The sequence below is a fragment of the Massilia sp. BAP21 genome (assembly GCF_057801335.1).
In genome coordinates, this window is record NZ_CM173596.1 from 5,456,115 (window position 1) to 5,470,637 (window position 14,523).

The following is a 14,523-nucleotide window of genomic DNA, read 5'->3' on the forward strand; positions in this document are numbered from 1 at the left end:
GTAGTTTAACCGACCCGCGAGTTTTCGCTATTTCATGAGCATTGTTGATAACAAGAAAGCATTTTTCGATTACTTCATCGAGGACCGCTACGAGGCCGGCATCGTGCTGGAAGGCTGGGAAGTCAAGGCGATCCGCGAGGGCCGCGTGCAGATCAAGGAAGCCTATGTCGTCGTACGCGGCGACGAGCTGTTCCTGTTCGGCGCCCACATCAGTGCGCTGACCACGGCATCCTCGTTCAGCCACCCGGAAGCCCTGCGCACGCGCAAGCTGATGCTCAAGCGCGCCGAGATCGACAAGCTGATCGGCAAAGTGGAGCGCTCGGGCTACACGCTGGTGCCGCTGAACCTGCATTTCAAGGGCGGCCGGGTGAAGTGCGAGATCGGCCTGGCCAAGGGCAAGAAGCAGCACGACAAGCGCGCCACCGAGAAGGACCGCGATGCCAAGCGCGAAGTGGATTCGGCGATGAAGCAGCATCGGCGGTGATGTGACGATTGTGACCGGCAAGATCAGCGGTCACGACACATCGGATTCGACCGATCGACGCGTGGACGGGACACCCGTCCACCCTACCGTGGGGTGGTCGGCTCCGCCGTCCACGCGTTCAACCAACGCCTGACCAGCCGAACCGTCAAGCCAGCTTGCTCCCCCTCCACGCCAGGAAACTGAGCACCAGCCCCACCCCCACCCCGCACGCCAGCAGGAAGGCGCTCTCGAACAGCAGCGGCGCCACCAGCCCCGACACCAGCGCGAACGACATCATCTGGATGAAGCCCAGCATCGACGAAGCCAGCCCGCGGTTGTCCGGGAACAGGCTCAGCGCGTTCATCTGGATCGCCGGCATCGCCACCGCGAGACCAAACGTATAGATCGCCAGCGGCAGCACCGCCCACGGGATCGCCGCCGGGAACAGCGCGTTGTAGCCGATGTTCAGCACGGTCGACGCCGCCATGAAGCCGAAGCCTATCCATTTCAGCTTCACCGGGTCCGTGTTGGCCGCACGCTTGCCGCCCCAGGCCGACCCGAGCACCATGCCGCCGATCAGCGGAATGAACATCCAGGCGAACGCCGTTTCCGGCAGCCCCAGGATCACCATCACGAAATTGGCCGCCGAGCCGATGTACAGCGACAGCCCGCCAAAGGCCAGGCCGACCGACAGCGACAGCAGCAGGAATTGCGGGTGGCGCAGCACCTTGCCGTAGTTGCGCGCGATCGTGCCCGGGTGGAAGGCCTGGCGCTTCTCGACCGGCAGGCTTTCCGGCAGCAGCTTCAGGCAGGCCAGGATGAGCAGCACGCCGAACACCGCCAGGAAGATGAAGGTCGAGCGCCAGCCGAAGTGCACGTGCAGCCAGCCGCCCAGGATCGGGGCGATGGCCGGGGCCAGGCCGAACACCATCATGATGTTCGACATCATCTTCTGCGCCTCGGCGCCTTTCAGGCGGTCCTGCACGATGGCCTGGCCGATCACGGAACCGGCGCCGGCCGACAGGCCCTGCAGCGCGCGGAAGGCCAGCAGCCAGCCGAAGGTCGGGGCAAAGGCGGCGCCGATCGAACCGATCGTGTACAGGGTCATGGCCACCAGGATCACGCGGCGCCGGCCGAAGGAGTCCGACAGCGTGCCGTAGAACAGCATCATGAAGGCAAAGGTGAACAGGAACACGCTCAGCGTCTGCTGCACGGCCACCGGGCCGACGCCGAAGTCGCGCCCGATCGCGGGCATCGAAGGAAGATAGGTGTCGATCGCAAGCGCCCCGGCCATGCCGAGGCAGGCCAGGACGACGGTCAGGATTCGGTACATCAGGAAGCTTTCCAGGTCATCGTGATGCGCCACGACAGGCGGCGCACGGCCCGCGATTGTACAGAGATTTGCGGCAACCGGCCGGGCGTCCCCATGATGCCCATAACCGCGCACGATCCGACCCGCGGTTTTGCCAGGCTGGTAACCTGTTGTATCCGGGCAACCTGATTAACAGCACGCAAGCGCCGAAAGTACGCTTCCCACAGAGAATTAAAGTTGCCCGATGGATTTATTCTACCTGTGCGGCTATCCTCGCTCCATTCCGCTCTTCCGAAAACCCATGCCTACTCCCGCAGACCTGAACCGCCGCCTGCAGCGCCTCGACCAGCTGCGCAAGCCGATGATGCTGCGCTCGGTGCTCCTGATGACAGCCTTCTGCCTGCTGCTGGTGGGCCTGCACGGCTGGAGCCTGTGGGCTTCGCGCCAGGGCGAGCTGGAGCAGACGGCGGTCAGCACCGGGAACATGGCGCGCGCGCTGGCCTCGCATGCCGAGCGCTCGCTGAACAGCGCCGATGCGGTGCTGGCGGAGCTGGTCGAACGCGCCGAGGAAGACGGGCCGGACCGTCTCGACGGCCGCCGCATGCAAGCGCGCATGCGGCGCATTACCGGCGAGAGCGCGGAAATCCAGGAACTCTTCGTGTATGGCGCCGACGGCACGCGCCTGGCGACCTCGCTGCCGACCTTGCTGCCGGGCAGCAACATCGACCGTGAATACTTCCGTTACCACATGACCCATGCCGGCACCGGCACCCGCATCGGCAAACCCATCCACAGCCGTTCGAGCGGCGTCCTGACGATTCCCGTCACGCGCCGCATCAACCGTCCCGACGGCAGCTTCGGCGGCGTGGCCATGGCTTCGCTGCGGCTCGACTTCTTCGGCAAGTTCTACGACAGCTTCGATGTCGGCCAGACCGGCACCATCATCCTCGCCATCGACGACGGCACCCTGCTCTACCGCCGCCCCTTCAACCCAGAGATGGTCGGCACCAGCATTGCCGGCGGGCCCGTGTTCCAGGTGTACCGGAAAACCGGCGCCGCCGGGACCGCGATGCTGGTGGCCAGGATCGACGGCATCGAGCGCCTGTACAGCTACCGCCACGTCGACGGCTTCCCGTTGCTGGTCGCCACCGCCCAGGCCAAGGACGAAATCCTGAAGGACTGGTGGTTCGCCGCGGTCAAGATGAGCTGCGTGGTGCTGTTTGCCGTGTGCATGCTGGCCTGGGGCGTGCGCCGCATGATCCGCCAGCTGCGCGTGCGCGAGGCGCTCGAGGACGAGCTGCGCGCGGCCCGCGCCGCCCTCGAACTGCGCAACGTCACGCTGCGCCAGCTGGCCGACAGCGATGCCCTGACCGGGCTGGCCAACCGCCGCCGCTTCGACGAGACCCTGGCCGCCGAACACGAGCGCGCGCGGCGCAGCGGCCAGCCGCTCTCGCTGATCCTGCTCGACGTCGACTACTTCAAGAAATTCAACGACCGCTACGGCCACGTGGCCGGCGACGATTGCCTGCGCCGCGTGGCCGCCGCCATCGCCACCGGCCCGCGCCGCCCGACCGACCTGGCGGCGCGCTACGGCGGCGAGGAATTCGCGATCATCCTGCCGGACACCGACGGCGACGGCGCACGCGCGGTGGCCGAGAAGATCCGCCAGGCGGTGCAGGCGCTCGGCATCGCGCATGCCGACAGCCCCTGCGCGGCGGTCACCGTCAGCCTCGGCGTGCACACCTGCCGCCCGGCGGTCGATAGCGAAGCCGCGCCCCTGGCCTGCATCGAGGCGGCCGACGGGCTGCTGTACCGGGCCAAGATGGACGGGCGCAATTGCCTGGCCACCTGCGCCGAGCCCGTGGCGGCCTGAGCCGCCCCGGCGCCGCTCAGTCGCGCAGGGATTGGCCGAAACGGTCGAAGCGCGGCATCCAGTTGCCCAGGGTATCGGCCGAGACGAGCAAGCGCTCCGCGCGCCCGATCAGCAGATTGCGCGGCACGAAGCCGATGTAGCGCGAGTCGGCGCTGTTGTCGCGGTTATCTCCCAGCATCAGGTACTGGCCGGCGGGCACCGTCACCGGGCCGAAACTGCGCACCGGCGACTTGATGCGCGGGACGAACTGGACCTGGCGCGTATGGCCGTCGATCCTTTCGTTCACGCGCAGCGCCGGCACGTAGGCGTCGCCGAGCGGCTCGACTACCTGCTCGACCGGGCCCCATTGCGCTTGCTGGCCATTGATCACCAGGCGCTCGTTCCTCAGCTCGACCACGTCGCCCGGCAGCGCCACCAGGCGCTTGATCAGGCGCGTGCCGTCCTGCGGCGAATCGAAGGTGACCACGTCGCCGCGTTGCGGCTCGCCCGTGTGGGCCAGGATGTTGTTGGTGAGCGGGACCTTCACGTCATAGGCCAGGCGGTTCACGAAGACCACGTCGCCTTCCAGCAGGGTCGGCCGCATCGAGGGCGACGGAATCGGATTCCAGTCGGCCACCGCCGTCCGGAACACGCCGAACAGCAGCAGGAATGCGATGAAACCCTTGTTGGCGCGGATGAGGTCTTTCATTGTCGGTCTCCAGGTAAGGTTGAGTTGCTGTCAACGTTATACCCGTGGATTTCCTGGCAATGCTTAAGACCTGCTGAACGCCTACAATGTGGACCTGTTGCTTGAACGAAGGGAGAACGGCATGCTTGACGATGCCAACATGAAGACCCCGGCGAACACCCCGGGCCGGGGCACACCGGAGCGCGTGCCCGAGGGCGTGGCCGGCTGGTCCTGGGGCGGCTTCGTGTTCAGCTGGATCTGGGCGATACCGAACCGGACGTGGTGGGGCCTGCTCGGCCTGGTTCCCGGCATCGGCCTGGTCGTGCGCGTGATGCTCGGGTTGAAGGGGCGGCAATCGGCCTGGCGCAACGGGCGCTGGGACAATCTGGAACACTTCCGGCGGGTGCAGCGGCGCTGGAGCATGGCGGCCGGCGTGGCCGTGGCGCTGGTGGTGATCGCAGTCGCCGCGACCATCACGCTGTCCGCGCACGACAAGCCGGCGCCGCGCTCGGGCGAGCACGCGGGCGAGCAGCTGGAGCTGTGAGCCGCCGCCGGGGGCAGCGCCAGGAAAGCGCTTAGCCCGGCTTGCGGCGCAGGCTGAACCAGGCGCCCACCGCCACCGGCGTGCCCAGCGCCAGCGCCGACACCGCATCCCAGACGCCGTCGCCGAACAGGGCGCTGAGCAGGCCGATGAGGGTCAGGATGCCGAGCAGGATCGGCACGCCCCAGAGTTTCATGAACGGGCTGCTCATCGCTGTTCTCCCGAACGCGCCAGCACCGGCTGCATGCCGGGGGCCGCCTTTGCATGCTGCGCCTGTTTCGCGTCGGCGCGCGCCCTGCGTCCGCGCTTGATCCACAGGTACAGCCCGCTGCCGAGCACGACGATGGTGGCGACGTCGAGCACCGCCCACAGGAACTGCATCCAGCCGCCGCCGTAGTCGCCGAAGTGCAGCGGCTGCGACACCAGCAGCGCGGTCAGGTACCAGGGCAGTTCGCGGCGATCGGTGATGCTGCCGTTGCCGGCGTCGATCAGCACCGGCTTGTACAGGCGCGAGCTGAAGGCCTGGTCGCCGTGCATGTAGACGCCGTAGTGGTGCGGCGTGGCGAACGGCGTACCGGGGAAGGCGATGAAGCCGACCTGCATGCCCGGCTCGGCCGCGACGGCCGTCTTCATGGCGGCGTCCACCGAGGCCATCTCGACCAGCGGCCTGGCGTCCTTGTAGGGCTCGATCATGGCGGCGATCTCGGTGGCCTGCCAGACCTTCAGCAGCACGTCGGCCAGGGTGTTGATGACGCCGGTGGCGCCGACCACCAGCGCCCACACCAGGGTCACGATGCCGAGCAAATTGTGCAAATCGAGCCACTTCAGGCGCGTGCTGCGCTCGTGGCGCACGGTGCCGAATTCCAGCTTGCGCATGAAGGGCGCGTACAGCACCACGCCGCTGATGATGGCAACGATCAGCAGCAGGCCCATGAAGCCGAGGAAGAGCATGCCCGGCAGGCCGGCGAACATGTCCACGTGCAGGCGCAGCATGGTCGACATGAAGGCGCCGCCCTCGAAGGCCGGCTCGGTGATGACCTGCGCCGTGCGCGCGTCCACCGCGATCGGTTTGTAGTGTTCGTCGTTCGGGTGGTCGCCCAGGGTGACGTTCCAGATCGCGGGCTCGTCGAGCTCCTGCGACATGTACATCATGATCTTGTTCGGATACAGGGCCTTGGCCGAGGCGATCACCTCGTCCAGGTTGGCCTTCGGCGGATTGGCCGCCACCTCGGGCGCGAGCGCCGGCGCCTCGACATCGTTGCCGAGCAGGCGGCCGATCTCGTGGTGGTAGATCAGCGGCAGGCCGGTCAGGCACAGCAGGAGCATGAAGACGGTGCAGACCAGGCTGCTCCACTTGTGGATCCAGCTCCACCAGCGCAGGGATTGAGTAGACATTGAAGCTCGGGACAGACGAAGAGCTACAGATAATAATGGTTCTCATTTACAGCCGCAAGCTTTCGGCGCATAATATTGCGAATCATTCTCATCTAACAACAACACGGCTTCACCGCTTCTGCACATGACACACTCGACTTTCCGCCTCACTCCGCTCGCCCTGGGCGCCCTGCTGTTCTCCGCTTCCGTCAGCGCCCAGACCACCGTCCCAGCCGCCGACCAGCCGGCATCCGACCAGCCGATGCAAACCGTGGTCGTCACCGCCTCGGCCGACGCCTCGGCCCAGGGTCTGCCGAGCGACTACGCCGGCGGCCAGGTGGCGCGCGGCGGCCGTCTCGGCCTGCTCGGCAACGTCGACATCATGAGCGCGCCCTTCAACACCACCAACTACACCCACGCGCTGATCCAGGACCAGCAGGCGCGCAGCGTGGCCGACGTGGTGCAGAACGACCCGTCGGTGCGCGTGGCGCGCGGCTTCGGCAACTACCAGGAGCTGTACGTGATCCGCGGTTTTGCCGTCAATTCCGACGACCTCGCGTACAACGGTTTATACGGCCTGCTGCCGCGCCAGTTCGTCGCGGCCGAGCTGCTCGAGCGCGTGGAAGTCTTCCGCGGCGCGAACAGTTTCGTGAATGGCGCGGCGCCGGGCGGCGGCGGCATCGGCGGTATGATCAATTTGCTGCCGAAGCGCGCCCCGAACAAGGACCTGAGCCAGTTCACGGTCGGCGTCGAATCGGGCGGCCAGTTGTACGGCGCGGCCGACCTGGGGCGCCGCTTCGGCCCGGATAACCGCGGCGGCATCCGCATCAACGCCGTGCGCCGCGACGGCGACACCGCCATCGACCGCGAAGAGCGCGAGCTGAGCGTGTTCTCGGTCGGCGCCGACTGGCGCGGCGATGCCTTCCGCGTCTCGGCCGACGTCGGCTACCAGGACCACAAGCTGTACAACGCGCGCCCGAGCGTGACCGTCGGCCCCGGCCTGCCGATCGTCGCTGCCCCGGACTCGGATAGCAACTGGGCCCAGCCATGGACGAATTCGAAGGAGCGCGACGTGTTCGGCACCCTGCGCGCAGAAGTCGACCTCGGCGCCAACTCTGTCGGCTGGGCAGCGCTGGGCATGCGCAAGACCGACGAATCGAACGTGCTGGCCTCGATGAACGTGAATGCCGTCGATGGCAGCGGCTACCAGACCCGCTTCGACAACGTGCGCGAAGACGACGTGAAAACCGGCGAAGTCGGCGCCCGCACCACGCTGCGCACCGGCTCGGTCGGCCACACGCTGTCGGCCACGGTGTCGGGTTTCCATTCGGAGTCGAAGAACGCGTATGCGATGGGCGCGTTCAGCGGCTGGAATACCAACATCTACCGTCCGGTGGACGTGGCGGCGCCGGCAGCCGATGCCTGGCCCTTCGGCGGCGACCTGAACAACCCGCTGGTGACGCGCAAGACCATCCTGTCGAGCGCGGCGATCGCCGATACCTTGTCGTTCATGGATGACAGCGTGCTGCTGACCGTGGGTATCCGCCACCAGCGCCTGAAGGACGAGGGCTACGACTACGTGTCGGGCGCCGGCGGCGCACCGGGCGCCAGCTACCGCCGCAGCGAGAACACCCCGGTCGCGGGCCTGGTGTACAAGCCGAGCAAGAACGTCTCGCTGTATGCGAATTATATCGAGGCGCTGCAGCAGGGCGGCTCGGCGGCCACCAACGCCCAGGGCACGCCGCTCGACAACCCGAACCAGCCGCTCGAACCCTATGTCTCGCGCCAGAAGGAAGTCGGCGTCAAGGTCGACGCCGGCAAGCTGGGCGGCAGCATCGCCCTGTTCACCACCGGCCAGCCGCTGACCGGCATCGTCGGCAACCGCTTCGTCACCGCAGGCGAGCAGCGCAACCGCGGCGTCGAGCTATCGGTGTTCGGCATGCCGGCCAAGGGCCTGCGCCTGCTGGGCGGCGCCACCCTGCTCGACACCGAGCAGCGCCTGCCGCAGGGCGCGGCGACGAATGGCCTGGAAGCGATCGGCGTACCGGAAATCCAGGTCAACCTGAACGCCGACTGGGACGTGCCGAACTTGCCGGGTGTGACGCTGAACGCGCGCACGGTCTACACCGCGACCCAGTACGCAAACAACGCCAACACCCAGAAGCTGCCGTCGTGGGCCCGCCTCGACCTCGGTGCCACCTGGCGCACGCGCGTGATGGACCGCGACGTCACCCTGCGCGCGCGCGTGGACAACGTCACCGACAAGAACTACTGGGCGTCGTCGGGTGGCTACCCGACCTATGGCTACCTGGTGGCCGGTGCACCGCGCACGCTGGCGGTGTCGGCGACGATCGATTTCTGAGGATCGTTGTAGAAGGATTGGAGGGCGGCATTAGCTGAATCGCCACGAGTTTTCTAGACACTCGCGAGCCGTTGGAAATACTGCTTTTCATATTCAACCGGCGACAAGTCATTGCTGAAGCTGTGCCGACGCTTCGGATTGTAAAACATCTCGATGTAATCGAAGACATCCTGCTTTGCTTCTTCCCGAGTGCCGTAGATCTTGCGCCTGATTCGCTCCCGTTTCAGGAGCTGGAAGAAGCTCTCGGCCACGGCGTTGTCATGGCAGTTTCCGCGCCGGCTCATGCTCTGCTGCAGGTTGTGCTCATCCAAGAAGTCGCGCCAGTCGTAGCTGCTAAATTGGCTACCCTGATCCGAGTGCACCATCACCGCATTCTTGGGCTGCCGACGCCAGACGGCCATCAAGAGCGCATTCATCGCCAGTTCGCGATCGATGCGTGAACTCATCGACCAGCCAACAACCTGGCGCGAGAACAGATCAAGCACCACGGCCAAATACAGCCAGCCCTCATAGGTGCGGATGTAGGTGATGTCCGTGACCCAGACGCGATTGGGTTCCTGCACATCGAACTGGCGCTGCAGATGATTGGGCGCTACCAGCGATGGCGCGCCGCCTCGTTTGTACTTGCGCTTGGCGTAACCGGTTTGGGAACGAATCCCAGCGGACCTCATGAGGCGGTGGACACGATTGACACCGCATTGTTCACCGAGTTCGCGCAGATCGTCGCTGACCTTGCGGTAGCCGTACACGCTGCCGCTTTCCAGCCATGACTCCTTGATCGGGACGAGTAGACGCTTGTCTTCCCTGGTGCGCTTGCTTTCAGGATTCAGCCGCCAGGCATAGAAGCCGCTCGGATGCACCTCAAGCACTTTGCACAGCCGGCGCACCGGGAACTGGTCCTGTAACTGAGCAATTAAGGTGTACCTTACCCGGACGTCTTGGCAAAGTACACCGCGGCCTTTTTCAATATGTCACGCTCCTCCGTGACGCGCTTGAGCTCGGCCTTCAGGCGCCGCATCTCGTCAGACTGGGCATCGACAGCCTTGCGCTCCGCCTCGGGCACGCCATAGCGCTTCGTCCAGGCGTACAAGCTATGGATGCTTACCCCAAGCCGCGACGCCACTTCGGTCGCCGGGTAACCACCCTGCGACACCTGCTTGACCGCAGCAATCTTGAATTCCTCTGTGTACCGCTTACCGCTCATATCTTCTCCTTGTGCCCGATATTATGGCTCAGGAGTGTCTACGATAGTCGTGGCGATTCAAGCCGCCCTTTTTTTACTAGTGCATGTAATTATTCAGGAGCGCCGAACATGGCGACGGCGCAGACCGTAGATACCGTCTTACCCGTCAAGCCCTACATGCAAATTTTGGGTCGTAGGGCTTGCCGGAGTGGATGACACCAAAACACAGGTGTGCCAGCTTGCGCATAGCGGCTCCAATTGCGGCCATCGCGGTTTTACCTTTGGCGAGCAGTCGCTCATTCAGCGCCTTAATATGCGGATTACAGCGTGTTGCCACGACGGCAGGCATGTACAGCACTTTGCGTAAGTAAGCAGGGCCGGCTTTCGACATATGCGGCCGGCCACGTACCGAAGATCCTGACTCCCATACAACTGGCACGAGCCCCAGATAGGCTGCCAGCTGCTCGGCGCTCTCAAACGTTCGACCAGCAAATAACGTCGTCATATGGGTCGAAACACGAGGACCGACACCAGGTATCGTTTCGAGTAGTTCTTTCTTGTTGCGCAGGTCCGGGTCGTCATTGATGTGCTTGGCAATCATCTTTTCCAACCGCTTCAGTTCGGCCTGCAGAAAAGCGATTGATTCTGCAATAGAGGCGCTTACAGCTTCTGGTACCGAGCTAAAGTCGTTTGCTTCCTTGCGATTGCGTTCGCGCTGTAGATCGTCGGCGACTGCATCACGGCGCGCCAGCAGGGCTTTGAGGTGACGTGCTGACGGCGATGGTGGCTGCCATGGTGCAGGATTTTGGGCCATGCCGAAGCGAGCCAGCACCGCACTGTCTTGCTTATCGGTCTTGTTCTTCACCCCCAGTCCTTGCGCGAAAGCGCGCAGCTGAGCTGGATTAACCAGCGATACGACCAGTCCAGCATCGGCCAGGGCCAATGCAGCGGCTTCGTGATACATCCCTGTCGGCTCCATCACCACGTGTGGATTGGACGCCTTCTTTTCGTTCAGCCAGTCAAGCAACTCCACAAAGCCAGCAGCTGTATTTGGAATATTACTCTTCGACTTGAGCTTGCCGGTCTCGCTATCGAGCAGCATGCAGTCAAGGTTTTTCTTGGCAACGTCTACACCTAGATAAAACATAAATTCTCCTTGCGTCCTCGATCAACACACCCACTCTCCTTGTGCATACAGGGTCATTGCCCTTGGCTACCGTCCAGTGTTTGGCATGGTGTGGGAACGAGGTGAAGGGCTTGATCTACCTTCCAAGGTCGAGCCTTAAGGGTGGGCCCAAGCTGGTCTTCACCTCTGCTGGCAGTAGCTAACCACCAACTCGGTCAAGATACAAGGGTGGGCACCCCGTGCCCACGCGGAAGCCTGATTCGTGTTGGCAGCATTTCGGGCATGCATTCGACAAAGACACAACATTTGCGAATGATCATTTGTTGGGGCTTCCAATGACCCGCTTCTCCAACCGGGTCATGCGCCAACACGGCGCACGCTTCCGCGTGGGCACGGGGTGCCCACCCTACGATGATCCGCTAACGCAAAGCGGATACAGCTCAGCTCAGCAACTGCGCCAGGATCGCCCCCGCCATCGACGCCACCAGCATCAGCATCACATACCCCACGAACCCCGCCACGCCGCGCAGCTTGCGCCCCCTGGGCCGGCTGCGCGCCAGGTAGTAAGGCACGGCCAGCGGTGCGACCGTCACGATGGCCACGCTGAGCCAGCGCGACCTGGGCCAGCCGCGCAGTTCGCGGTCGAGCCGGAACCAGTAGAATCCCAAAAAGCTCGACAGCAAACCGGTCAGCAGCGACCACAACACCGGCTCACCGCGCCGGCTCAGGCCGGCGCCGACGTCGACCAGGGTACTCACGAACATCAGCACCAGCAGCGCGACCAATGCGCCGCGCGGCGTCATGACGGGGTCATAATCGTCGTCGGGCAGGTCTTGCGCAATCGGTTGTTCAGTGTGGTCGGACATCTTGTTTCAGGGCCGCCAAAGCCATCTTTTCGACCATGCCCGGCGCCAGCAGTTTCAGGAAACGCCCGAACCTGCCCTTTGCGGTCATGACGACTTCGCGCTGGCGCCCGTTCATGCCGGCGATGATCAGCCGCGCGCATTCCTCCACGCTCATCGCCCCCTCTTCGATCAAACCGCTCTCCCCTGCCGTTTCCCCGGCGGCGTTGAAGCCGCGGTAGCGGATCTTCGTGGCCACCACGCCCGGATAGGCCGTGGTCACGCTCACGCCCGCACCGCGCAATTCCGTCCGCAGCGCCTCGAAAAAGCCGGTCATCGCAAACTTGGTGGCGCTGTAGGCGGTGCGTCCGGGCACGCCGATCAGCCCCGCCAGCGAGGACACGGCGACGATGCTGCCGCGCGCGCGTTTCAGGTGCGGCAGCGCGGCCTGGGTGCACCAGACGGCGCCCCACAGGTTCACCCGCATCAGCTCCTCGTACCAGTCCAGGTCCTCGACCTCCTCGAACAGGGCGTGCGCCGAGCGGCCGGCATTGTTGACCAGGACGTCGATCCGTCCGAAGTGTTCGACCGCGCCGATCACCAGCCGGCGGCACTGGATCTGGATCGATACGTCGGTCGGCACCGCGATCGCCTGCGCCCCCATCGCGATGCACGCATCGGCCACCGCCTGCAAGGGTGCGGCCTGGCGCGCGGCCAGCACCAGCGCGACCCCAGCGCCGTGCGTCGCCGCCAGCTGCCGCGCCATCTCCGCGCCGATGCCGTCCGAGGCGCCGGTAATCACCACGACGCGCTGCGACTCGCCCGCCATCACTTCTGCGCCTTCACGATCTGCATGGCGCTGGCGATCAGGCCGCTCATCTCGCCCAGGTTGGCCGGGACGATGATGGAATTATTCGTCTTCGCCAGCTTGCCGAAGGCGTCCACGTATTCCTCGGCCACGCGCAGATTCATCGCGTCCTCGCCGCCCGGCTCGCGGATCGCGGCGCCGACCTGGCGCAGCGCGGTGGCGCTGGCCTCGGCCAGTGCCACGATGGCATTCGCCTCGCCCTGGGCGCGATTGATCGCGGCCTGGCGCTCGCCTTCGGAGCGCGCAATCGCCGCCTCGCGCTCGCCGCTGGCGATGTTGATCTGCTCCTGGCGCCGGCCTTCGGATGCCGCGATCAAGGCCCGCTTTTCGCGCTCGGCCGTGATCTGGCGCTGCATCGCGTGCAGGATCTCGGCCGGCGGCGTCAGGTCCTTGATCTCGTAGCGCAGCACCTTCACGCCCCAGTTGGCGGCCGATTCGTCGATGGCGTTCACGATGGTGGTGTTGATGTGGTCGCGCTCCTCGAAGGTCTTGTCCAGCTCCATCTTGCCGATCACCGAGCGCAGCGTGGTCTGGGCCAGCTGGGTGATCGCCTGCACGTAGTTGGAGGAACCGTAGGAGGCGCGCATGGCGTCGGTCACCTGGTAGTACAGGATGCCGTCCACCTGCAGCTGGGTGTTGTCGCGCGTGATGCAGACCTGCGGCGGCACGTCGAGCGGGATTTCCTTCAGCACGTGCTTGTAGGCGATGCGGTCCACAAAAGGCACGACGATGTTCAGGCCCGGCGCCAACGTCGCGTGGTACTTGCCGAGGCGCTCGACGACCCAGGCGTGCTGCTGCGGCACCACGTTGATGGTCTTGATGACGAAGACCATGGCGATGATGAAGATCACCAGCGCCACCGTGCCGAAGGAGAGTTCGAATTCCATGAGCATCCCTTATAGATGAGTTGTAATTATCAGACTTGCTTATGAATTCGCCACGATCAGGCGATTGCCCTGCACTTCCACGATCCGGAAGTCGCCGGCCTCGGCTATTGCGCCGCTGCCCAGCTCCACATCCCACAGCGCGCCGCGGTACATCACGCGCGCGCGGCCGTTGTTCCAGGCGTGGACGGTGACGCGCCCGCCGATGTCGAGGTTCACGTTCTGGTCGCGCGTGGCACTGGCCTTGGCCGGGCGGCCGAAGCGGCTGCGGTGCAGGATGCTGGTGGCCACCAGGCCGGTGGCCGCCGCGACCAGGGTCTGCATCGGGCCGGACAGGCCCAGCATCGCCGCGATGCCGCCGCAGGCCAGGCCGATGGCGATCATCAAGAGGTAAAACGTGCCCGTGAACAGCTCCGCCACCACCAGGATGCCGGCGCCGATCATCCAGTTCACCCAGTCGTCCATTTGTCTCCTCCTTGTTCTCGCGGCGGCCGGCTCAGCCCGTGTTGCCGCGTTTGCGCACCGGGAAGGCGCCGTCGCCACCGGGCGCTGCGCAACTGCGCGTGCAGCGCTGGTATTTGTCGTCGCAAATGCCCATCTGCTGCGCGCGGCGGTTCTGCTGGCCGCTGCGCTCGAGCGACTGGGCACCGGCGCCGGCCACCGGGTCTTGCGCGGTGCGCGCAAAGGCGTTCGTTTCCTGGGTACTGAGCAGCTTCACGGCGGCGTCGCCCGAGGCCTTGCTGGTATTGGCCACGCACTGCGAGCGCGCGCTGTCGCACTCGGCCTTGCAGAAGGCGGTTTCGTCGGCAAAAGCGGCGCCGGACAGCATGAGTCCTGCCAAACCCAGGACAATCGACAAGCGTTTCATTTCCATTCTCCTCTGATTCCAAAAAAAACCCTCGCCGCCGTGCAGGCTGACGAGGGTTTCTAAAAGTCTAACGGGTTCTGGAACAGAGTCAACTTATTTGTTGCTTTAAAGCCATGCATACAAAAAGCCCCGCCGGCCGGACGGCAAGCGGGGCTTTCGT

General features: G+C 64.9%; 15 protein-coding genes. 4 read left to right on the top strand and 11 right to left on the bottom strand.

Annotation, left to right across the window (positions count from 1 at the left end; genetic code table 11):
* The first annotated feature begins 34 nt into the window (after positions 1 to 34).
* A complete protein-coding gene (gene smpB, locus ACWYRN_RS23805) occupies positions 35 to 484 on the top strand; it encodes an SsrA-binding protein SmpB (protein ID WP_488690280.1) in 450 nt (149 codons plus the stop codon).
* A gap of 145 nt (positions 485 to 629) precedes the next feature.
* Here smpB and ACWYRN_RS23810 read toward each other — a convergent pair whose 3' ends face one another.
* Positions 630 to 1,796, bottom strand: a complete 1,167-nt coding sequence (locus tag ACWYRN_RS23810; RefSeq protein WP_488690281.1) for a multidrug effflux MFS transporter — start codon at positions 1,794 to 1,796, stop codon at positions 630 to 632.
* 280 nt (positions 1,797 to 2,076) lie between these two features.
* On the opposite strand from ACWYRN_RS23810, the gene ACWYRN_RS23815 reads away from it, so the two are divergent.
* Positions 2,077 to 3,648, top strand: coding sequence for a sensor domain-containing diguanylate cyclase (locus tag ACWYRN_RS23815; protein WP_488690282.1), 1,572 nt, complete (start codon positions 2,077 to 2,079; stop codon positions 3,646 to 3,648).
* Between the two features lie 16 nt (positions 3,649 to 3,664).
* On the opposite strand, the gene lepB is transcribed toward ACWYRN_RS23815, so the two are convergent.
* Positions 3,665 to 4,336 carry a signal peptidase I gene (gene lepB, locus ACWYRN_RS23820; RefSeq protein ID WP_488690283.1) on the bottom strand — a complete coding sequence of 224 codons (672 nt, stop codon included), beginning with the start codon at positions 4,334 to 4,336 and terminating at the stop codon, positions 3,665 to 3,667.
* A gap of 121 nt (positions 4,337 to 4,457) precedes the next feature.
* Between lepB and ACWYRN_RS23825 the strand changes: the two genes are divergently transcribed.
* Positions 4,458 to 4,859, top strand: a complete 402-nt coding sequence (locus tag ACWYRN_RS23825; protein WP_488690284.1) for a hypothetical protein — start codon at positions 4,458 to 4,460, stop codon at positions 4,857 to 4,859.
* A 31-nt stretch (positions 4,860 to 4,890) separates the two neighbouring features.
* Here ACWYRN_RS23825 and ACWYRN_RS23830 read toward each other — a convergent pair whose 3' ends face one another.
* Entirely contained in the window at positions 4,891 to 5,067 is a 177-nt protein-coding gene (locus ACWYRN_RS23830; RefSeq protein WP_488690285.1) for a hypothetical protein, read from the bottom strand.
* Complete coding sequence (locus tag ACWYRN_RS23835; RefSeq protein ID WP_488690286.1) at positions 5,064 to 6,251, bottom strand: PepSY-associated TM helix domain-containing protein; 1,188 nt, start codon at positions 6,249 to 6,251, stop codon at positions 5,064 to 5,066. The genes ACWYRN_RS23830 and ACWYRN_RS23835 overlap by 4 nt, the downstream gene beginning before the upstream one ends.
* Positions 6,252 to 6,375: 124 nt before the next feature.
* Between ACWYRN_RS23835 and ACWYRN_RS23840 the strand changes: the two genes are divergently transcribed.
* Positions 6,376 to 8,592 carry a TonB-dependent receptor gene (locus ACWYRN_RS23840; RefSeq protein WP_488690287.1) on the top strand — a complete coding sequence of 739 codons (2,217 nt, stop codon included), beginning with the start codon at positions 6,376 to 6,378 and terminating at the stop codon, positions 8,590 to 8,592.
* Positions 8,593 to 8,645: 53 nt separating this feature from the next.
* Here the strand turns inward: ACWYRN_RS23840 and ACWYRN_RS23845 are convergent.
* The 7 genes from ACWYRN_RS23845 to ACWYRN_RS23875 form a co-directional block, all read right to left on the bottom strand.
* A protein-coding gene (locus ACWYRN_RS23845; RefSeq protein ID WP_488690169.1) for an IS3 family transposase occupies positions 8,646 to 9,796 on the bottom strand; the annotation gives its coding sequence in 2 pieces (ribosomal slippage) (positions 8,646 to 9,556 and positions 9,556 to 9,796; 1,152 coding nt in all).
* 145 nt (positions 9,797 to 9,941) lie between these two features.
* Positions 9,942 to 10,922, bottom strand: a complete 981-nt coding sequence (locus ACWYRN_RS23850; protein WP_488688451.1) for an IS110 family RNA-guided transposase — start codon at positions 10,920 to 10,922, stop codon at positions 9,942 to 9,944.
* 419 nt (positions 10,923 to 11,341) lie between these two features.
* The gene (locus ACWYRN_RS23855; protein WP_488690288.1) at positions 11,342 to 11,767 is read right to left on the bottom strand and encodes a hypothetical protein; all 426 of its coding nucleotides are present in this window, start codon (positions 11,765 to 11,767) and stop codon (positions 11,342 to 11,344) included.
* Positions 11,751 to 12,572, bottom strand: a complete 822-nt coding sequence (locus tag ACWYRN_RS23860) for an SDR family oxidoreductase (RefSeq protein ID WP_488690289.1) — start codon at positions 12,570 to 12,572, stop codon at positions 11,751 to 11,753. Before ACWYRN_RS23860 ends, ACWYRN_RS23855 begins: the two co-directional genes overlap by 17 nt.
* Positions 12,572 to 13,498, bottom strand: coding sequence for an SPFH domain-containing protein (locus ACWYRN_RS23865; protein WP_229439090.1), 927 nt, complete (start codon positions 13,496 to 13,498; stop codon positions 12,572 to 12,574). The genes ACWYRN_RS23860 and ACWYRN_RS23865 overlap by 1 nt, the downstream gene beginning before the upstream one ends.
* Positions 13,499 to 13,537: 39 nt before the next feature.
* Entirely contained in the window at positions 13,538 to 13,960 is a 423-nt protein-coding gene (locus ACWYRN_RS23870) for an NfeD family protein (protein ID WP_488690290.1), read from the bottom strand.
* 31 nt (positions 13,961 to 13,991) lie between these two features.
* Entirely contained in the window at positions 13,992 to 14,363 is a 372-nt protein-coding gene (locus ACWYRN_RS23875; RefSeq protein ID WP_488690291.1) for a hypothetical protein, read from the bottom strand.
* Between the last annotated feature and the right edge of the window lie 160 nt (positions 14,364 to 14,523).